This is a genomic window from Marinicauda pacifica (assembly GCF_004793635.1).
Classification (GTDB): domain Bacteria; phylum Pseudomonadota; class Alphaproteobacteria; order Caulobacterales; family Maricaulaceae; genus Marinicauda; species Marinicauda pacifica.
In genome coordinates, this window is record NZ_SRXV01000001.1 from 1,288,731 (window position 1) to 1,305,926 (window position 17,196).

Genomic DNA, 17,196 nt, shown 5'->3' on the forward strand with positions numbered 1-17,196 from the left:
GTTAGAGCACCTCTTTGAGAGCAGCTTCGAGCGCGTCGAGATCGCCGTCGGTATTGGTTTCGGTCGCGGCAAGGATGAGATGGGTCTCAAACTGGCCCGGATAGAGCCGGCTGGCCGGGACGCCGGCCAGGATGCCGCGCTGGGCCAACGCCTCGACTACCTCTGTGGCCGGACGGGTTAGTTTCACGGTGAATTCGTTGAAGAAGGCGTCGGTAACCAGCTCCACGCCCTTAATCCCGGCCAGGCGATCGGCCAGCTCGATGGCGCGCTCGTGATTGAGGCGGGCAAGCTGGGTCAGCCCCTTCTCGCCGAGCAGGCTCATATGGATCGTCCAGGCGAGCGCCATCAGCCCGGAATTGGTGCAGATATTCGACGTCGCCTTGTCGCGCCGGATATGCTGTTCGCGCGTGGAAAGCGTCAGCACGAAGCCCCGGCGCCCGTCCGCGTCCACGGTTTCCCCAGCCAGGCGGCCCGGCATGTTGCGGATGAAGTTGCGGTCGTCGCGGCAGGCGAACAGGCCCACATAAGGCCCGCCGAACTGCAGACCGACACCCAGCGACTGGCCCTCGCCCACCACGATGTCTGCGCCCATTTCGCCCGGAGACGTCATCAGGCCCAGGGACACGATTTCGGTCACTACCGCGATCAGCAGAGCACCCTTGGCATGGGCGGCTTCGGCCAGCGCGGTCAGGTCGCGCACATGGCCGAACACGTCCGGGTTCTGCACCACGATGCAGGCAGTGTCGTCGTCGATATACTTGACGAGGTCGTCGGCCCTGCCCGGCGCGGCGCCCTCGGTCTCCACCTCGATGTCCATGTATTTGGCGAGCGTCGCGGTGGCGGCGGAATAGTGCGGATGAAGATTGCCGGACAGCACCGCCTTCTTGCGCTTGGTCACGCGGCTGGCCATCAGCACGGCCTCCGCGCAGGCGGTCGAGCCGTCATACATCGAGGCGTTGGCGACCGCCATGCCGGTCAGGCGCGCGACCTGGGTCTGGAATTCGAACAGGGTCTGCAGCGTGCCCTGGCTGATTTCCGGCTGGTAGGGCGTGTAGGCCGTCAAGAATTCGGAGCGCTGGATCAGGTGATCCACCGTGGCAGGCACATGGTGCTTGTAAGCCCCGGCGCCGACGAAGAAGGGCGCTTCCCCGGCCGAAAGATTCTTCCTGGCCATCTTGGCGAAGGCCCGCTCCACCTCCAGCTCGGTGGCCTTGCGCGGCAGGTCGACCGGTCCGTCCAGACGCGCGCTTTCAGGCACGTCGGTGAACAGCGCGTCGATAGACGACACACCGATCGTTTCGAGCATTTGGGTCCGGTCGTCCGGAGTCAGGGGCAGATAGCGCATCGTCAACTCTCACCTTCTCGGCAATTCATTCATGTCCGCGGCCACCTGCCGCGCAATTCGGTTGGTCCGGCCGGCCAGGGCATCCGCGATGCCCGCAAAGTCGGCCTGCGTCTTGTCCTGGCTCAGCTTCCTGACCAGCGCCGCCTCGCTGACCTGCACGCGAACCGCCACGATCGCGTTGAGCAGGCGCTCGATATAGTCCGGCGGGGCGTCGGTTCGCCGCCACGGCGGGTTCTGGTCGGCCTCCATCTCATCGCTCAAGGCGTCGATGACAGAGATGATCTGATCGCGCCCGGTCTCAAGCGACACGATGCCGCGCGCCTCAGCCGAGCTGTAATTCCAGGTCGGTACGGCGCGGCCTGTCTCGGCCTTGCTCGCATACCAGCCCGGAGAGACGTAGGCGTCGGCCCCGGAGAACAGAACCAGTCCTTCAGATGTACCGTCGAGGACCGGACAGATCGGGTTGGCCCGGGCGACATGGCCGCGTAGCGCCCTCACCTCGCCCTTAGCGCCGCATTCCACCAGCATAGGCGTGCGTGCGGCGATCAGCCCGTCCGGCCCCTGCACCACCAGCGTCGCGAAGCGATGCTGGTGCATGAAAGCAGCCGCCTCCGCGCTATCGCAGACATAGGCGGGGTGCGGGCTGAACATCGCGGTCTAGTCGACGTGTTTCTGGTAGGCTGCTTCGTCCATCAGCGCGTCGAGCTCGGAGGCGTCGGCGACTTCCAGCTTGAAGAACCAGCCCGCGCCGTGCGCGTCTTCATTCACCTTGCCCGGGGCGTCTTCCAGGGCGCCGTTGACCTCGACCACCTTGCCGGAAACCGGCGCATAGATCTCGCTGGCGGCCTTGACCGATTCCACGACCGCGATCTCGTCGCCTTTCTTGAAGGACTTGCCGACTTCAGGAAGCTCGACAAAGACCACGTCGCCCAGCTGCTCGGCTGCGTAGGGCGTGATGCCGACCGTGGCCGGGCCGTCGCCCTCGGTCTTGATCCATTCGTGGTCTTCGGTGAAGCGGGTCTGGCTCATGAAACTCTCCCGTGAGAATGTGAACGTCGAAGGGATCAGCCGCGATAGAAGCGGTGAGCCACGACAGGCATTTTGACGATTTCGGCCGGGCGCGCCTTGCCGCGCACGATCAGCTCGATTTCGGTTCCCGGCTTGGCAAGCTCGGCAGGCACATAGCCCATCCCGATGGGCGCACCCGCGGTCGGGGCGAACCCGCCCGAGGTCGCAACGCCCACGACCGTGCCGTCATGCGCGATCTCGGCGCCCTCGCGGGCCGGGGCTTTGTCTTTCAGCTTGAATCCGACCCGTTTGCGCGAGGCGCCATCCTCGATCTGTTTCAGGATTTTGCGCGCGCCAGGGAAATCGGCGCTGGCGCGGCGCGACTTGGCCACGGCCCAGGTCAGGGACGCCTCGATCGGCGTCGTGGTCTCGTCCATGTCGTGGCCGTAGAGGCAGAGCCCGGCTTCCAGGCGCAGGCTGTCGCGCGCCCCGAGCCCGATCGGCTTGACCCGTTCGTCGTCCAGCAGCAGGCGGGCAATCTCTTCGGCCTGGTGGTTGGGAATGGAAATCTCGAACCCGTCCTCGCCGGTATAGCCCGACCGCGACACGAAGACGTCGGCGCCGTTCAGGGTGAAGCGGCCCGCTTCCATGAAGACCAGCTTGGCGGCGTCCGGGCAGAGGGCTTCCATCACCGCGCCCGCCTTCGGCCCCTGCAGGGCCAGCAGCGCGCGGTCGTTCAGCTCGATGAGTTCGGCCCGGCGTCCGAACCGGTCGCGCATATGGGCAAAATCGGCGCCCTTGGTGGCCGCATTGACGACGACGAAGAAGCCGTCCTCGTCCGGGCGCGACACCATCAGATCGTCCATGATGCCGCCCTCGTCATTGAGCAGCAGCGTGTATTTCTGGGTGCCCGGCTCCAGCTCGGAGAGATCGGCGGTGATCAGCGCTTCCAGCGCCCCGGCCTCACCGGTCACGCGCGCCTGGCCCATGTGGGAGACGTCGAACAGGCCCGCACCCTCACGCGTGTGATTGTGCTCGGCCATGATCCCCTCGAACTGGACCGGCATCTCGTAGCCGGCGAACGGGACCATCTTCCCGCCCAGTTCGACATGCAGGTCGTATAGCGGGGTTCGCAACAGGGGTTGGTCGGTCATGGCATCTCCGGTCCAGACATGTGTTCACGCAGGGGCGAACCGGATTCCGTGACGGAAATCCGGTTGGCGCGCCCCCGCTGTCTGATCGACCTGAGAGATTCCTCGGCCGGGGGCTCACCAGCCCGCGCCGCATGCTCCTTCGGTGGGAGGCGGACGGTCACCCGCTCGCATCCACTTTCCAGCGTCAGCCATATACCTCGCGGTCCTGTTGCCTGAGCGTTTCCGGGGCGGTTGCGCCTTCGGCGCCGGCGTCTTCGGCCGGTCTCTCCCGCAAGGAGGCCTTAGTTTTCGTACCCGGCCCGCGAACGGCCCGGATGCTGCGCCGCAGGGTAGTTTGCCCGGACGCGGAGTCAATCGCGATGGGATGCGGACGCGCCACTACATCCGTTCGGGAGTCTCCAGTCCGATCAGGGACAGCGTCAGTTCCAGCTGCTTGAGCACGGTCTCGGCCAGCGCGAGCCGGCTGGCGCGCACAGACTCGTCCTTTTCCGGCAGAATCGGGCAGGCCGCATAGAAGCTGGAAAACGTCTGGGCCAGCGCGTGGGCGTGATCGCAGATATGGTTCGGGGCGCGCAGCTCGTAGGCGCGCGTCAGCGCCGCGTCGAAGCCGTCCAGGCGCCGGATCAACGCCGTCTCTTCCTTCGTGCCCGCGACGATCTCGCCTGCCTCGAGCCCCTGCTCGGCGGCCTTGCGCATGATCGATTTGATCCGGACGGCCTGGTAGAGCAGGTAGGGACCGGTCTTCCCCTCGAACGAGACGAAGCGGTCGAGCTCGAAGATATAATTCGTCGTGCGGTAATTCTGCAGATCGGCAAAGCGGATCGCGGCATTGGCGACCATGCGCGCCACCCGGTCGAACTCGGCCTCGTCCAGCGTGGCGCCCAGGCCGGCTTCGCTCAGGCGCGCACGGGCCCGGCTATAGGCTTCCTCGATCAGGTCGGCCAGGCGGAACGTTCCGCCTGCCCTGGTACGCAGACGCTTGCCGTCAGGCCCGTTCACCGTGCCGAACTTCACGTGCTCCAGCTCGCCTTCGCCGGCGAGGCCGGCCAGGACCGCGGCGCGGAAGACCTGCTCGAAATGGTCGGACTGACCCAGATCAACCACGTAGAGAATCAGGTCGGGATCGTAGTCGCGCCGCCGGTCGAGAATGGTCGCCAGATCGGTGGTCGCGTAGAGCGCGGAGCCCTTCGAGCTGACCAGGATGAGTGGCGCCAGCTCCTTCTTGTCGTCCTCGCGCGCCACGCGGACGATGCGCGCGCCCTCGCTCTCTTCGAGTATCCCCTTTTCCTCGAACAGTGCGATCGTGTCCGGCACCAGGGGATCGACGTCGCTTTCCCCCTTCCACAGATCGAAATGGACACCCAGCGCCTCGAAATCGGCTTTCAGCGCCGCGATCGAGACCTCGATGAAATGGCGCAACAACGCGCGATAGCCCGCGCGGCCGGCCTGAAGCTCGGCGGTCGCGGACCGCGCACGCGCGGCGCGGGCTTCGTCTTCCTTCGCCCGGGCGGCCGCTTGCGGATAGAGGCGCGACAGATCCTCGATGGTCACCGGCGGCTCATCCGGGAAAGGCGCCTCGGCGGTCTCGTCGAAATAAACGAGGTCCGGCTGCTCGTCCTGAAGCTCAGTGAGCAGCAAACCCATCTGATAGCCCCAGTCGCCCAGATGGATATCGCTGACCACGCGGTCGCCGCGGAAGCGGAACAGGCGCTGAAGGCTGTCGCCGATAACCGAGGAGCGCAGATGGCCGACATGCATCGGCTTGGCCACGTTCGGTCCGCCGAAGTCGAGCATCACCATGCGCTCGCGCTCGACTCGGCTCGCGCCCAGCCGGTCGTCGGCAGCGATCTGGTTGGCCCGGGCGCTGTACAGTCCGGCGGCCGGCGTCAGGTTGATGAAGCCCGGCCCGGCGATTTCGACCTCGATCCCCGGCTCGCGCTGCGCGAAATCGGCAATAACCTCTTCGGCAACGGCACGCGGCGCCTTCTTCGCGAGCTTCGCGGCCGCCATCGCGCCATTGCACTGATAGGGCGCCAGGTCGGGGCGGTCGCTCTCGGCCACCTGGCCCAGATCGGCCGGAAGCCCCATAGCGGCGAAGGACGCCCCGAGTGAGGCGCTCAGCGTGTCAGTAATGGAGGTCATATCAAGCGTATCGTTTTATTAGCTGCCGCTGCCCGCAGTCACGCGGAAACGCTGGCCCGAGCGATTGAATTCGAGCTGCTCTTCGGTCAGTTCGAAACCCACGATCACCTCGAAGTTCGCACCCGATGTGCTGGCGTCGGCCCGCGGGATCACCATGTTCTCGAATTCCTGCACGAGCTCGACCCGGTCCACGCCAGCGGGAAACTCCACGGTGACGGGATAGACCTGACGCTCGATCACAGCCTGGTCGCGCCGGGTCACGGCGACGAAGTACTGATAGGTGTGCGAACGGCCGCTGGCCGCCGGGCCGCGGCCGAACGCCATCCGGATGCCCATATCCATCGAGATCGGGCTGGCATCGCGGTCGGTATATTCGCAGAAGCTGACCACGTTGAGGATTTCGCCGGTAAACCCGACATTGGAATAGACAACCCCGTCGCCGTGAAAATTGACGACACGGTGGGCGTCGTACAGGGAAAGCGCCGTCGGGCACGGTCCTGGGTTGGGTTGATCGCCTTCGACCACGCCACGCACCGACTGGCAGCCCGTAACGAGCATGGAAAGGCAGATCAGAGCGGCAATGCGGCGCATGAAGCGTCTCCCGAAGACGTAACGTGAATGCTCAAAGCCGGACACGCCCCTTGCGGCGCGCCCGTGCGCTGTTACATCGTCTCTACGATGGCACTGTCCCAAGGGCAACGCCAAGCGCTCCGCCGAGCTGAGAAATCATGACCCGAACGCGCGACCTGACTGTCCTTCTCGCCTCCCCACGCGGCTTCTGCGCCGGTGTGGACCGTGCCATCCAGATCGTGGAGCGCGCACTGGAACGCTATGGCGCTCCCGTCTATGTGCGCCACGAGATCGTGCACAACAAGCATGTGGTCAACCGGCTGAAGGCGATGGGGGCCATCTTCGTGTCGGAGCTGGACCAGTGCCCGGACGACCGGCCCGTGGTCTTCTCCGCGCATGGCGTGCCGCAGCGCGTGCCCCAGGAAGCGGCCAGACGCAACATGCTCTACGTCGACGCGACCTGCCCGCTCGTGTCCAAGGTCCATGTCGAAGCCCAGCGCCATGACCGCACCGGCCGCGAGATCATCCTGATCGGCCATGCCGGCCATCCCGAAGTGATCGGCACGATGGGCCAATTGCCCGAAGGCGCGATCCATCTGGTGGAGACCGTCGAGGATGCCGAGGCCTTCACCCCCGCCGATCCCGACAATCTCGCCTTTGTCACCCAGACCACGCTTTCGGTCGACGATACGGCCGCCATCGTGGAGGTGCTGCAGCGCCGCTTCCCGAACATGGCGGCACCGCACAAGGAAGACATCTGCTACGCCACCACCAACCGCCAGCAGGCGGTGAAGGCCATTGGCGCGCGCGCAGACCTGGTACTCGTGGTCGGCGCGGCGAACTCCTCGAATTCGGTCCGCCTGGTCGAAGTGGCCAAGCGTGCCGGGGCCAGGGCGGCCTATCTCGTCCCCTCGGCCGAGGATGTGGACTGGGCCTGGTTTGACGGGGTCGAGCGTGTGGGCGTCAGCGCTGGCGCCAGCGCGCCGGAAGATCTGGTCGAGGACCTGCTCGCCGCGGTCGCCGAACGTTTCACCGTGCGGATCGAAGACGTCAGCGTTGCCGAGGAAGACGTGGTGTTCAAGCTTCCCAAGGAAGTGGCGTGACGAGGCCGGGACCACGGCGCGGCGCCTGAACCTCGGGAGGATGTCGGCAATGTCAGGGAACAAGACCCAGCCAACGGCGCAGAGCGTGGACACTTTTCTCGACGCGGTGGAGCCTGAGCGCAAACGCGAGGAAGCGCGCACGCTGGACGCGCTCTTCCGGCGTGTCACGGGATGGCAGCCGCAGATTTGGGGCCCGTCTCTGATCGGCTATGGCATCTATCACTACCGTTACGAGTCCGGACGCGAAGGCGACTTCCTGGCGACCGGCTTCTCGCCGCGCAAGAGCGCTCACTCCATCTACATCCTTCCCGGCTATGCCGATTTTCAGCCCCTGCTGGACCGGCTCGGCAAGCATAGCCATGGCAAATCGTGCCTTTATGTGAAGACGCTGGCCGATATCGACCTTGAAATCCTGGCCGAACTGATCGAAGCGGGCGTTCGCGATCTTCCCGGGAAGTACGAGGTCAAGCCGACATGAGCGCCAGCCCTGAACAGGTCGTTCGCGCCTGGGTCGATGCCTTCAATGCCGGCAATGTCGACGCGCTGGAGCAGCTCTACGCCGAAGACGCCGTCAACCACCAGGTCGCGTACGACCCCCTGCACGGACGCAGCGCCATCCGCGCCCTGTTCGAGCGCGAATTTGCCCGCGCCCGAATGGTCTGCGTGATCGAGAACCTGTTCGTGGATGGCGACCGGGCCATTCTCGAATGGTCCGATCCGCTCGGCCTGCGCGGTTGCGGGATATTCCATGTCGCAGACGGCAGGATCGTCCATCAGCGCGGCTATTTCGACAAGCTCAGCTTCTACCGGGCCCAGGGCCTGCCGCTGGAAAAGGCCCTTGAAGAATGACTCTGGTGACGATTCACACCGATGGCGCCTGCTCGGGCAATCCCGGTCCGGGCGGCTGGGGCGCGCTGCTCGAATGGAACGGTCACGAGAAGGAGATTTCCGGCGCGGAGCCGGAGACGACCAATAACCGTATGGAGCTGATGGCGGCGATCCAGGCGCTCGAGACGCTCAAGCGCGCGAGCAAGGTCCGTCTGGTCACCGACAGCGTCTATGTCCGCGACGGCGTGACGAAGTGGATCCACAACTGGAAGCGCAATGGCTGGAAGACGTCTGCGAAGAAGCCGGTCAAGAATGCCGACCTCTGGCAGCGCCTGGACGAGGCCGCGAAGCGCCACGACATCAAGTGGGAATGGATCAAGGGCCATGCCGGCCACGCGGAGAACGAACGCGCCGACGCGCTGGCCCGCGAGGCCATTGTGACGATGCGCGCCGAGGCGGCGAACGGCGGCTAGGGTCGCGCTCAGCGCTCCAGACGGCACCCCAAGGCCTGGCAAGCCGCCATCGAACCCCAGTTCACGCTCACATCCTCAAAGCCGGCGCGCTGAAGCAGGCTGGCCGCGATGGCGGCGCGCTGGCCCGAGCCGCAGAACGTGACGACGCGTCTTGTCTTGTCCAGCTCATCGAGGCGGCCGGTCAGCTCGCCGATGAAGATATGCGTCGAGCCTTCGACCCGCGCCTCCTCCACTTCCGGCTTGGAGCGGACGTCGAGCACGGTGAAGTCCGTCTGGCCATCGAGCGCCGCCTTGAAGTCCGGCCCGTCAATCGCCCCGAAAGTCTCCACCCGCCGTCCGGTCTTGGCCCAGCCGATCACGGCGCCGTTCAGATAGCCCTCGATCCGGTCATAACCGATGCGGGCAAGGTCGAGCGCCGCGCGTTCGGCCTGCTCCGCGCTCGCGGCGACCAGTCCCAGCGGCGTATCGTAGGGCAGCACCCAGCCGGCAAAGCTGGCGATCATGTCAGCCGGCAGGCAGATCGAGCCCGGCACATGGCCCCCCGCAAAGCTTTCGGCCATGCGCAGGTCGACCACCAGCATCCCTTCCTCCTGCTTGCGGGCGAAGGCATCGACAGGGATCGGTCCCGGCAGGACCGGGCAGACCCGCAAGCCAGGGCCCTCGCTCGCATTCAGCTCTTCCATCTTGCGGAAATAGGGCGGGTAGTCGTGATGCTCGCCCGTCTTGGCTTTGACGAAGGCCTCGCGCGATAGCTGGAGACGGGGGTTATGCGCCTTCTCATAGCCCAGCGTGGAGAAATCGCGCGTCGCCATGCCCTGCCCGCACACGGAGCCGGCCCCGTGGGCGGGATAAACCACTGTCTGGTCGCCGAGCGGCAGAAGCTTCTCGTGCAGGCTATCGTAGAGCAGGTTGGCCACCTCTTCGGCCCGGTCCGGGTAGAAGTCGGTGCGGCCCACATCGTTGACGAAGAGCGCATCGCCGGTGAACACGCCGAGTGCGCTCTCGCCCGTTTCGTGGTGGCGCAGCACCAGCGAGATCGAATCCAGCGTGTGGCCGGGTGTCTCCACGACGGTCAGGCTGGCCTGGCCGAGTTCGACCCGCTTGCCCTCACGCACCATCTGCGCGTAGGGCACGTCATACTCGTCGGTCGTTCCGCGCAGCACCTCGGCCCCGGTGCGGTTGGCCAGGTTCTGCGACCCGGTGAGCAGGTCCTCGTTACGGTGGGTCTCGAAGATGTGGGTGATGGTCACGCCGCGGCGCTGGGCGATGCGTTCGTACACGCGCACATCGCGGCGCGGATCGATCACGGCGGCGCACTGGCCGTCGCCCACCATGTAGGAGAGATGGGCCAGTCCTTCGGTCTTGACGGTCTCGACGAACATCGCGGGGGCAGCTCCCTTCTCAGCATAGCCGGTACGCCGAGAACCCGAACCGCCGGGCGAACGTTCCCGGTCAATACCGCACACCTCCAGAGCCATTCCCGGGAACCATTCCCGGAGCCGTGTCCAGACACGAAAAACCCCGGGCCGCATCCGGCCCGGGGCAGTCTCGTCACGCCTGTAGTGGGGGCGCTAGAGGCTATCCAGCATGTGTTCGGCGCTGGAGACCTTGAAGTCGCCCGCTTCCTCGACATGGAGTTGCTTGACCACCTTGTCCTCGACCACGAGCGAGAAGCGCTGACCGCGCACGCCCATGCCGAACTTGGAGCCATCCATCACGAGACCGAGCGCGCGCACGAAGTCGGCATTGCCGTCAGCCAGCATCATGACCTGATCGGAGGCATTCTGATTCTTCGCCCAGGCATCGAGCACGAAGACGTCGTTGACCGCCGTGCACACGATCCGGTCGATTCCTTTGGCCTTGAGCTCGCTGGCCTTCTCGATGAAGCCCGGCAGGTGCTTGGCCGAGCAGGTCGGGGTGAACGCGCCCGGAACCGAGAACAGCGCCACGGTGCGGCCCTTGAAGACGTCATCTGTGCTGGCCGGCGTCGGGCCGTCGGGCGTCATGGTCATGAAAGTCACGTCGGGAAGCGTATCGCCTACCTGGATCACCATCGTCAAAACTCCGCTTGAAACATCGCTTTCCCGAACCGGCGGCACGGGATGTCTCTCCACAGATAGAGGCGCGCCCCCTCCGCGCCAAGCCACGGCGCACTGCACCGGCTCTGGACAAGACAGGGCCGCGTGCCGAGACTGGACCCATGACAGAGGACACGCACCACAAGCCCGACTATCTGACCGGACGCCTGCTGATTGCCAGTCCGGCCATCGGCGATCCGCGCTTTGACCGGTCCGTCGTGCTGGTTTGCGCACATTCCAATGACAGCGCGATGGGGCTCGTGGTCAACAAGCCGATGGACGCGCTGCGCCTGCCGACCCTGTTCGAGCAGCTGGGTGTCACCTCCGAAATCGAAGCCCCCGATCAGGCCGTGCTCTTCGGCGGGCCGATCGATCGCGACCGCGGTTTTGTCCTGCACACCGACGACTATGCCAGCGACGAGACCACGCTCGGCATCGGCCCCGGCGTCGGCCTGACGGCCACCAAGGATATTCTCGAGGCGATCGCCTCTTCCACACCGCCGCGCCGCTGCCTTCTGGCTCTGGGCTATGCGGGATGGACCGAGGGCCAGCTGGAAGACGAGATCGGCTCGAACGCCTGGCTCGTCGTCGATCCGGACGAGGACCTGCTCTTTGCCGAGGATTTCGACCGCAAGTGGGAGAAGGCGCTGGGCAAGCTGGGCATCGCGCCGGAGTTTCTGAGCGCGTCGAGCGGACACGCCTGAACACGGCGCCCGATCAGGCCGCCGGGCCCGCGAAGCGCCCGCTGGCCCCTCCAATGATCCAGGCTTCGGCCTCGTCGGCGGGCACCGCGCTGCCGAACTGGAAGCCCTGCGCGAACCGGACGCCTTGCTGGCGCACAGCGTCCGCGCTCGCCGCGCTCTCCACGCCCTCGGCGACCACATCCATCTCACAGGCGCGCGCCAGCTCCACGATGGAGGTGACGATGGAGCGCGCCTGCGGATTGCGGTCCGGGGCGCTGCCCAGGGCGCGAATGAAATACTGGTCGATCTTCAGCACGTCGAAAGGCAGCTGGTCCAGACGCGCGAGCGAGGAATAGCCCGTTCCGAAATCGTCGATCACCAGGCAGATACCGGCCTCTTTGAGCGCCTGGCAGGCCAGCACGACGGCCTCCGGGGCCAGCATCAGCTCGCTCTCGTTGATTTCCAGCTTGAACCGGTCGCGCGGTATGTCCGCCGCATCGATTGTCTCGATCAGGGCGCGCACGAAACCGGGGGCGGAGACCTCGCCCGCCGTGGCGTTCGCGGCGATGTAAAGCCCGCCCAGCTCCAGCCCGGCCTGCTGCCACGCCGCCAGGTCGCGGATCGCGCCTTCGCGGATGCGCGCGCCGACTTCGGCGATCAGATTCATCTCCGCAGCCAGCGGCAGGAAATCATCCGGCGCCACGAGCGATTCGCCGGGCCGGCGCCATCTTGCCAGGGCCTCGAACCCGGCCAGACGCCCCGAGTCCAGGTCGATGATGGGCTGGTAGAAGGGTATGACGCGGCCGGCCTGCAGGTCGCGCGTCAGATCCGCTTCGCGGTCGAGCTTCTCGGTCCCGCCGCGCGGCGCCGCGCCGGCAATCAGCAGCATTCCCTCGAAGACGCCATCGCGAGTGCGCCCGGTCAGGCGCACATGACGGACATGGCGGTCCTCGCCAACCAGGCGCAGGCGCACATCCACCGGCCCGGCACTGTACAGCCCGTCGAAGGCGTGGGCGTCGGTCTGGGCGATCTGGGCCCTGAGACTGGAAAGATGCGCCGCGCGTTGAGTGGCAGTGATACCGAACGGCGCTGCATCGCCCTCGATTCCGAGCGCGCCGGAGTCCAGATCCGCCCTTAGCGCGATGGCGCCCGCGGCCCTGGCGGCGGCGGCGAACAGGTCCGCGCCCTGGGTCATCAGCGGATCGGGTCGTCCTTCAGAATCGCGAATTTCAGATGGTCGTGCCATTCGCCGTGGATTTTCAGGTATTTGCGCGCGACCCCCTCCGGCGTGAAACCGATCGACAGGAGCAGGGCGCGCGAGGCCTCGTTCTCCGGCCGGGTCGCCGCCTCGATCCGGTGCAGCTTCAGCGTTTCGAACGCGTAGGACAATACGCGGCGCACGGCTGCCCGCGTATGGCCGCGGCGCTGATAGGGCATGCCGATCCAGTATCCCAGATCCGCCGTCTGCAGCACGCCGCGCCGGACATTGTTCAGATTGCAGGCGCCCAGAAGCACATCGTCGCTGGCGCGGAAGATGAAGAAGGGAAAACCCTGCCCGCTCTCGATATCGCTCTGGTAGCGGCGCAGGCGGCGCTTGAAGGCGGAGCGGGTCAGCTCGTCTTCGGCCCAGGCCGGTTCCCACTGCTCGGTATGGCGGCGGCTCGCAAAGCGCAGCTTGGCCCAGCTGTCATAGTCGTCCAGGCTGGGATGGCGCAGACAGATGTTCTCGCTGTAGAGAATTGTTTCCGGATTGTCGTCCCGCCACAGTGCCACGACCCGCCTCCCTCTTTATTCCCATCATCGGGTTTTCGCAGCACGCAGTCACGCGGAAAACCGGCTCAGGCAAATGACTGTACCCGTTCAGTCTTTCGATCGCGTGAATATCAGCCGGCCGCGCGCAATGTGCAATGCCAGGTAGACCCCGATCAGCGCGGCGGCGAGACCGAACCAGGTAATGGCATAGCCGTAATGGCGCGAGGGCGGGGTCTGGGACAGGTGGGGCGGCAGGCTCTGCGCACCACGCGCGACCAGAACGTCGCCGCTGGGCGTGCCCGACGGCGCGAGACGGGCGGCCATCGCTTCGGGGGCGAGCGTATAGAACTCGTTGGCCTGCGGACTATTGGCGGGTGTGAACATGCCCGTTCCCGGGGCGCGGGAAAGCCTGAACTCGCCGGTCGCCGCTCGCTCTTCCCCGTTCAGGGGTTCAAAGCCGGTTTCGACCAGCACCGTATCGTAGCCCTCGGCACAGTCCGGCGCGTCCACCGGGCGAAGCAGGCGCCAGCCGGGGCGGTTGCCCGCGTCCACGCCGTACAGACGCACGGCCTCGCCGCTCGGCTCCTGCTCCAGCGCCACCCGCTGACCGGCCACCACCTCATCGCCGCACAACAGCGTCTCGAGATCGGCCGGCGGGCGCAGGCCCGCAGCAAGGTAGGAGTCGGTTTCGGCGCGTTTCCAGGCGGCGCGTTCCAGTTGCCAGCTTCCCAGCCAGACCAGGAGGGCGAGCGCAGGCAGGGTGAACAGCGTGAGCACGAGGAGCGGACGAAACTTCATCGCGGTCCCTTACTCATCTCCGTCCTCGTCCAGCCGGGCTTCCCGGGCGCTATGCTTGTACTGGAGGGCAAACATCACGCCCTTGAACGGGCGCAGGAACCAGAGGCTCAACCCGATTACCACCGGAATCCAGATGATGAGATGAACCCAGGTCGGCGGCGCGAGCCAGAGATGTAGCAGAAGCGCGAGCGGGACCACGATTGCACCGACGAGGAACATGATGAAGACGGCCGGCCCGTCCCCCGCATCCTCGCCGGAAAAATCGAGCCCGCAGGTCTCGCACTCCGGCGCAATGGTCAGGAAGCCCTCGAACAAGCGCCCTTCCCCGCAGCGCGGACACCGTCCCGCGAGACCTGCAGAGAAGGGGCTGGGTTCGGTCATGGTCTAGTGAGCGACCTGTCCGGCGAAGACCACGTAGACAAAGGCGAACAGGAACAGCCAGACGACGTCCACGAAGTGCCAGTACCAGGCGGCGGCTTCGAAGCCGAAATGCTTCTGCGGCGTGAAGTGGCCGGCCATGAGGCGCAGCAGGCAGACCAGCAGGAACACTGTCCCGATGACCACGTGTGCCCCGTGGAAACCGGTCGCCATGAAGAAGGATGCGCCGTAGAGCGATCCGCCAAACCCGAAATGGGCGTGGGCGTATTCGTAGACCTGCAGCGAGGTGAAGCACAGGCCCAGCAGGACCGTCAGCAGGAGGCCGATCTTGGCGCCCTTGCGGTCACCGTGCTGGAGCGCGTGGTGCGCCCAGGTGACCGTCGTGCCCGACAGGAGCAGGATCATCGTGTTGATCAGCGGCAGGTGGAAGGGATCGAAGGTTTCGATTCCCGGCGGCGGCCAGCTTTCCCACGCCGAGAAGTCGACGCCGATCGCCTCGCCGGTCCAGGTCGCGCCCGCGCGCGCCTCGTGGAACAGCGCCATCTCGAAGAAGGCCCAGAACCAGGCCACGAAGAACATCACCTCGGAGACGATGAACAGGATCATGCCGTAGCGCAGGCCGATATCGACGACGGGCGTGTGGTCTCCGCGGCGTGATTCCTTGATCACGTCGGTCCACCAGCCGATCATCGTGTATGCCACGATCAGGAAGCCGAGGCCCAGCAGCCACCAGGATCCGTCCTGGAGGAAGAAATAGGCCCAGCTCTCTTCATTGCTGGACAGGCCCTTCATCTGGACGACAGCGCCCAGAGCCATGACAAAGGCGCCGAGCGAGCCGGTAAAGGGCCACGGGCTCGGTTCTACCAGGTGATAGTCGTGTTTAACGGCTCCGCCGGCCATGGTGCTCTCCTGCAAGTCCCAGTCTTACGGGGGTTTGACCGCACCTATAGCGGCGCCCTTGCCCCCTATCAATTCCTTCGCGCTGTCCGGCTTTGCCGGGTCAGCAGTTTCTCTGGCGCGTCAGCGCGTCTGCCCTGCCGCGTTTTCGGGCGCGGCGCGGTCACGATCGCGGCCTGCCTCCCAGAACGTATAGGACAAGGTGATGGTGCGCACATCGTCCAGGCTTTCTTCTTCATCCATCAAGGGATCGACGAAGAAGAGGACGGGCATGTCCATCGATTCGCCCGGCTGCAAAGTCTGCTCGGTAAAGCAGAAGCATTCCAGCTTGGAAAAATAAGGCGCCGTCTTGAACGGGGTGACGTTATAGGTGGCCACGCCGGTGATCGGGCGGTCCGAGGTATTCGTCGCCCGGTAGAAGGCCAGCGCCGTCTCGCCCAGCTGCAGCTCCATCGAGCGCTGCTGGGGTTCGAACTCCCAGGGAAAACCGCGCGCCATGGAGGCGTCGAACCGCACCGTCACCGAGCGGTCGATGATCTGCCCGGCGTCGTACTGGGCCACCTGCGTGGTCCCGCCATAACCGGTCACCCGGCAGAACAGGTCATAGAGCGGCACCGCTGCATAGGCGGCACCGACCATGCCGACCGCAGCAACCGCGCACACGGTCAGAACGCGCAAATTCTTGTCGGCAGGAAGCAGGCGCATCGCTCTCAGCCCCCTGCGGAAATGTTCGAGGCCAGGCGCATCACGGTGATCGAGAAGATCAGCACCACGAACGCGACCAAACCAAAGGCGATCGCGAGATTGCGCTTGTTGCGCTGAGCCTTGTCCTGCGCGCTCAGATCGGTGCGCTCGACAGGATTGACGGCGCCCGGACCGTCCGCGTGCGCGCCGGTCTGCGTCTCATCGCTCCCGTGGGTCTCTGGCGAATCGCCGGGGTGTGTCATCCAATCCATCCAATACGGCTGAGCGGAACATATAGACCAGCTCCGTGCTCGACGAGCAATGCGGCGAAAAGAAGCGACAGGTGCGCGATCGAGTAGGCAAACAGGTCGCGCGCAGCCTTGTCGCCGGCCCGCACGGCATAAAGCTCGTCTTCTGCGGCGTTCGCCTCGCCCGCTTTCGACATCAGCACGCGCAGGGAGAGCAGGAAGAAGAGCCCGCCCCCGGCGATCACGGCCACGCCATAGCCGATGCCGCCGAGCCCGGTCACCAGCGGCGCCGCGGTCGCGGCCAGATAGGCCAGCGTGTAGATCATGATCTGGATGCGGGTCGATCTGGCGCCCTTGGCCACCGGCATCATCGGCACGCCGGCCGCGGCATAGTCGCCCGACTTGTAGAGCGCCAGCGCCCAGCTGTGGGGCGGCGTCCACAGGAAGATGATCGCGAAGAGCAGGATCGAGTTCAGCTCGACCCCGCCAGTCACCGCGGCCCAGCCGATCATCGGCGGGAACGCCCCGGCCGCGCCGCCGATCACGATGTTCTGCGGCGTGCTGCGCTTGAGCCAGACCGTGTAGACCAGCCCGTAGAATGCGATGGAGAAGGCCAGCAAGCCCGCCGCGACATAGTTCGTCGCCATGGCCATCACCAGCACCGACATAATCGCGAAGACGATGCCGTAGGTATAGGCCTCCGAGACCGGCACGATCCCGCGCGCGACCGGGCGCAGACGTGTGCGCCGCATGACCGCGTCGATATCGGCATCGTAAGCCATGTTGATGGCCCCGGCCGCCCCGGCCCCGACGGCCAGCGCGAACACGGCAATGATGGCAGCAAACAGGTTGATCTCACCCGGCGCCGCCACCAGGCCGGCCAGCCCGGTAAAGACCACCAGCGTCATGACGCGCGGCTTCATCAGGTCGAAATAGTCGCGCGGCCCCGCGATCGCGGCGGACGGGCCCGATTTCGTTTCGTCCTGAAACGGCGGGGGCGACGCCGCATGTGCAGCGCCGCCCTCGCTTTTATCGACAGAGCTTGGGGTCAAAAA

The 17,196-nt window shown here is 65.7% G+C and carries 21 protein-coding genes and 1 riboswitch; of the genes, 5 read left to right on the forward strand and 16 right to left on the reverse strand.

From position 1 onward, the window contains the following. Position 1 precedes the first annotated feature (1 nt). The 6 genes from gcvPA to E5162_RS06220 all read right to left on the reverse strand — a co-directional run bounded on the left by gcvPA (position 2) and on the right by E5162_RS06220 (position 6,240). A complete protein-coding gene (gcvPA, locus tag E5162_RS06195) occupies positions 2–1,345 on the reverse strand; it encodes an aminomethyl-transferring glycine dehydrogenase subunit GcvPA (RefSeq protein WP_135944044.1) in 1,344 nt (447 codons plus the stop codon). A gap of 9 nt (positions 1,346–1,354) precedes the next feature. Continuing rightward, positions 1,355–1,996, reverse strand: a complete 642-nt coding sequence (locus E5162_RS06200) for an FMN-binding negative transcriptional regulator (RefSeq protein WP_135944045.1) — start codon at positions 1,994–1,996, stop codon at positions 1,355–1,357. Between the two features lie 6 nt (positions 1,997–2,002). Next, complete coding sequence (gcvH, locus tag E5162_RS06205) at positions 2,003–2,374, reverse strand: glycine cleavage system protein GcvH (protein ID WP_135944046.1); 372 nt, start codon at positions 2,372–2,374, stop codon at positions 2,003–2,005. Positions 2,375–2,409: 35 nt separating this feature from the next. Continuing rightward, positions 2,410–3,507 (reverse strand): glycine cleavage system aminomethyltransferase GcvT, encoded by a 1,098-nt coding sequence (gcvT, locus tag E5162_RS06210; RefSeq protein WP_135944047.1) that lies wholly within the window; start codon positions 3,505–3,507, stop codon positions 2,410–2,412. Positions 3,508–3,697: 190 nt separating this feature from the next. After that, positions 3,698–3,788, reverse strand: a riboswitch (glycine riboswitch). A 97-nt stretch (positions 3,789–3,885) separates the two neighbouring features. Then, positions 3,886–5,649 carry an arginine--tRNA ligase gene (gene argS, locus E5162_RS06215; RefSeq protein WP_135944048.1) on the reverse strand — a complete coding sequence of 588 codons (1,764 nt, stop codon included), beginning with the start codon at positions 5,647–5,649 and terminating at the stop codon, positions 3,886–3,888. A gap of 18 nt (positions 5,650–5,667) precedes the next feature. Then, positions 5,668–6,240 (reverse strand): hypothetical protein, encoded by a 573-nt coding sequence (locus E5162_RS06220; RefSeq protein WP_135944049.1) that lies wholly within the window; start codon positions 6,238–6,240, stop codon positions 5,668–5,670. Between the two features lie 137 nt (positions 6,241–6,377). On the opposite strand from E5162_RS06220, the gene ispH reads away from it, so the two are divergent. From ispH to rnhA, 4 genes are read left to right on the forward strand one after another with little or no spacing between them, the layout of a single operon-like run. Next, positions 6,378–7,322: a 4-hydroxy-3-methylbut-2-enyl diphosphate reductase gene (gene ispH / locus E5162_RS06225; RefSeq protein WP_135944050.1), complete on the forward strand. Its 945-nt coding sequence runs from the start codon at positions 6,378–6,380 to the stop codon at positions 7,320–7,322. A 49-nt stretch (positions 7,323–7,371) separates the two neighbouring features. Beyond that, positions 7,372–7,800 carry a DUF1801 domain-containing protein gene (locus tag E5162_RS06230; protein WP_135944051.1) on the forward strand — a complete coding sequence of 143 codons (429 nt, stop codon included), beginning with the start codon at positions 7,372–7,374 and terminating at the stop codon, positions 7,798–7,800. Continuing rightward, positions 7,797–8,171 (forward strand): nuclear transport factor 2 family protein, encoded by a 375-nt coding sequence (locus E5162_RS06235; protein ID WP_135944052.1) that lies wholly within the window; start codon positions 7,797–7,799, stop codon positions 8,169–8,171. Before E5162_RS06230 ends, E5162_RS06235 begins: the two co-directional genes overlap by 4 nt. Continuing rightward, the gene (rnhA, locus tag E5162_RS06240) at positions 8,168–8,623 is read left to right on the forward strand and encodes a ribonuclease HI (protein WP_135944053.1); all 456 of its coding nucleotides are present in this window, start codon (positions 8,168–8,170) and stop codon (positions 8,621–8,623) included. Before E5162_RS06235 ends, rnhA begins: the two co-directional genes overlap by 4 nt. An 8-nt stretch (positions 8,624–8,631) precedes the next feature. On the opposite strand, the gene E5162_RS06245 is transcribed toward rnhA, so the two are convergent. Next, a complete protein-coding gene (locus tag E5162_RS06245) occupies positions 8,632–10,005 on the reverse strand; it encodes an MBL fold metallo-hydrolase (RefSeq protein ID WP_135944054.1) in 1,374 nt (457 codons plus the stop codon). A gap of 189 nt (positions 10,006–10,194) precedes the next feature. Next, positions 10,195–10,677, reverse strand: coding sequence for a peroxiredoxin (locus tag E5162_RS06250; RefSeq protein ID WP_135944055.1), 483 nt, complete (start codon positions 10,675–10,677; stop codon positions 10,195–10,197). 146 nt (positions 10,678–10,823) lie between these two features. Between E5162_RS06250 and E5162_RS06255 the strand changes: the two genes are divergently transcribed. Further along, on the forward strand, positions 10,824–11,405 hold the full coding sequence (locus E5162_RS06255; RefSeq protein WP_135944056.1) for a YqgE/AlgH family protein: 582 nt from the start codon (positions 10,824–10,826) through the stop codon (positions 11,403–11,405). A 13-nt stretch (positions 11,406–11,418) separates the two neighbouring features. On the opposite strand, the gene E5162_RS06260 is transcribed toward E5162_RS06255, so the two are convergent. From E5162_RS06260 to E5162_RS06295, 8 genes are all read right to left on the reverse strand, one after another. After that, positions 11,419–12,630: an EAL domain-containing protein gene (locus E5162_RS06260; protein WP_135944057.1), complete on the reverse strand. Its 1,212-nt coding sequence runs from the start codon at positions 12,628–12,630 to the stop codon at positions 11,419–11,421. Continuing rightward, positions 12,579–13,157 (reverse strand): GNAT family N-acetyltransferase, encoded by a 579-nt coding sequence (locus E5162_RS06265; RefSeq protein ID WP_135944058.1) that lies wholly within the window; start codon positions 13,155–13,157, stop codon positions 12,579–12,581. Before E5162_RS06265 ends, E5162_RS06260 begins: the two co-directional genes overlap by 52 nt. 87 nt (positions 13,158–13,244) lie before the next feature. Then, positions 13,245–13,934, reverse strand: coding sequence for an SURF1 family protein (locus E5162_RS06270; protein ID WP_135944059.1), 690 nt, complete (start codon positions 13,932–13,934; stop codon positions 13,245–13,247). A 9-nt stretch (positions 13,935–13,943) separates the two neighbouring features. Continuing rightward, positions 13,944–14,315: a DUF983 domain-containing protein gene (locus E5162_RS06275; RefSeq protein WP_135944060.1), complete on the reverse strand. Its 372-nt coding sequence runs from the start codon at positions 14,313–14,315 to the stop codon at positions 13,944–13,946. Positions 14,316–14,318: 3 nt separating this feature from the next. Continuing rightward, positions 14,319–15,212, reverse strand: coding sequence for a cytochrome c oxidase subunit 3 (locus E5162_RS06280; RefSeq protein ID WP_135944061.1), 894 nt, complete (start codon positions 15,210–15,212; stop codon positions 14,319–14,321). Between the two features lie 120 nt (positions 15,213–15,332). Continuing rightward, positions 15,333–15,914 (reverse strand): cytochrome c oxidase assembly protein, encoded by a 582-nt coding sequence (locus tag E5162_RS06285; RefSeq protein ID WP_135944062.1) that lies wholly within the window; start codon positions 15,912–15,914, stop codon positions 15,333–15,335. A gap of 5 nt (positions 15,915–15,919) precedes the next feature. Beyond that, positions 15,920–16,156 carry a hypothetical protein gene (locus tag E5162_RS06290; protein ID WP_135944063.1) on the reverse strand — a complete coding sequence of 79 codons (237 nt, stop codon included), beginning with the start codon at positions 16,154–16,156 and terminating at the stop codon, positions 15,920–15,922. Further along, positions 16,153–17,193, reverse strand: coding sequence for a heme o synthase (locus tag E5162_RS06295; protein WP_135944064.1), 1,041 nt, complete (start codon positions 17,191–17,193; stop codon positions 16,153–16,155). Before E5162_RS06295 ends, E5162_RS06290 begins: the two co-directional genes overlap by 4 nt. Between the last annotated feature and the right edge of the window lie 3 nt (positions 17,194–17,196).

What these genes read in the sequence shown, in the direction of transcription:
- gcvPA (WP_135944044.1), bottom strand. Translation starts at nt 1,345, where the DNA reads ATGCGCTATCTGCCCCTGACTCCGGACGACCGGACCCAAATGCTCGAA.
- E5162_RS06200 (WP_135944045.1), bottom strand. Translation starts at nt 1,996, where the DNA reads ATGTTCAGCCCGCACCCCGCCTATGTCTGCGATAGCGCGGAGGCGGCT.
- gcvH (WP_135944046.1), bottom strand. Translation starts at nt 2,374, where the DNA reads ATGAGCCAGACCCGCTTCACCGAAGACCACGAATGGATCAAGACCGAG.
- gcvT (WP_135944047.1), bottom strand. Translation starts at nt 3,507, where the DNA reads ATGACCGACCAACCCCTGTTGCGAACCCCGCTATACGACCTGCATGTC.
- argS (WP_135944048.1), bottom strand. Translation starts at nt 5,649, where the DNA reads ATGACCTCCATTACTGACACGCTGAGCGCCTCACTCGGGGCGTCCTTC.
- E5162_RS06220 (WP_135944049.1), bottom strand. Translation starts at nt 6,240, where the DNA reads ATGCGCCGCATTGCCGCTCTGATCTGCCTTTCCATGCTCGTTACGGGC.
- ispH (WP_135944050.1), top strand. Translation starts at nt 6,378, where the DNA reads ATGACCCGAACGCGCGACCTGACTGTCCTTCTCGCCTCCCCACGCGGC.
- E5162_RS06230 (WP_135944051.1), top strand. Translation starts at nt 7,372, where the DNA reads ATGTCAGGGAACAAGACCCAGCCAACGGCGCAGAGCGTGGACACTTTT.
- E5162_RS06235 (WP_135944052.1), top strand. Translation starts at nt 7,797, where the DNA reads ATGAGCGCCAGCCCTGAACAGGTCGTTCGCGCCTGGGTCGATGCCTTC.
- rnhA (WP_135944053.1), top strand. Translation starts at nt 8,168, where the DNA reads ATGACTCTGGTGACGATTCACACCGATGGCGCCTGCTCGGGCAATCCC.
- E5162_RS06245 (WP_135944054.1), bottom strand. Translation starts at nt 10,005, where the DNA reads ATGTTCGTCGAGACCGTCAAGACCGAAGGACTGGCCCATCTCTCCTAC.
- E5162_RS06250 (WP_135944055.1), bottom strand. Translation starts at nt 10,677, where the DNA reads ATGGTGATCCAGGTAGGCGATACGCTTCCCGACGTGACTTTCATGACC.
- E5162_RS06255 (WP_135944056.1), top strand. Translation starts at nt 10,824, where the DNA reads ATGACAGAGGACACGCACCACAAGCCCGACTATCTGACCGGACGCCTG.
- E5162_RS06260 (WP_135944057.1), bottom strand. Translation starts at nt 12,630, where the DNA reads ATGGCACGACCATCTGAAATTCGCGATTCTGAAGGACGACCCGATCCG.
- E5162_RS06270 (WP_135944059.1), bottom strand. Translation starts at nt 13,934, where the DNA reads ATGAAGTTTCGTCCGCTCCTCGTGCTCACGCTGTTCACCCTGCCTGCG.
- E5162_RS06275 (WP_135944060.1), bottom strand. Translation starts at nt 14,315, where the DNA reads ATGACCGAACCCAGCCCCTTCTCTGCAGGTCTCGCGGGACGGTGTCCG.
- E5162_RS06280 (WP_135944061.1), bottom strand. Translation starts at nt 15,212, where the DNA reads ATGGCCGGCGGAGCCGTTAAACACGACTATCACCTGGTAGAACCGAGC.
- E5162_RS06285 (WP_135944062.1), bottom strand. Translation starts at nt 15,914, where the DNA reads ATGCGCCTGCTTCCTGCCGACAAGAATTTGCGCGTTCTGACCGTGTGC.
- E5162_RS06290 (WP_135944063.1), bottom strand. Translation starts at nt 16,156, where the DNA reads ATGACACACCCCGGCGATTCGCCAGAGACCCACGGGAGCGATGAGACG.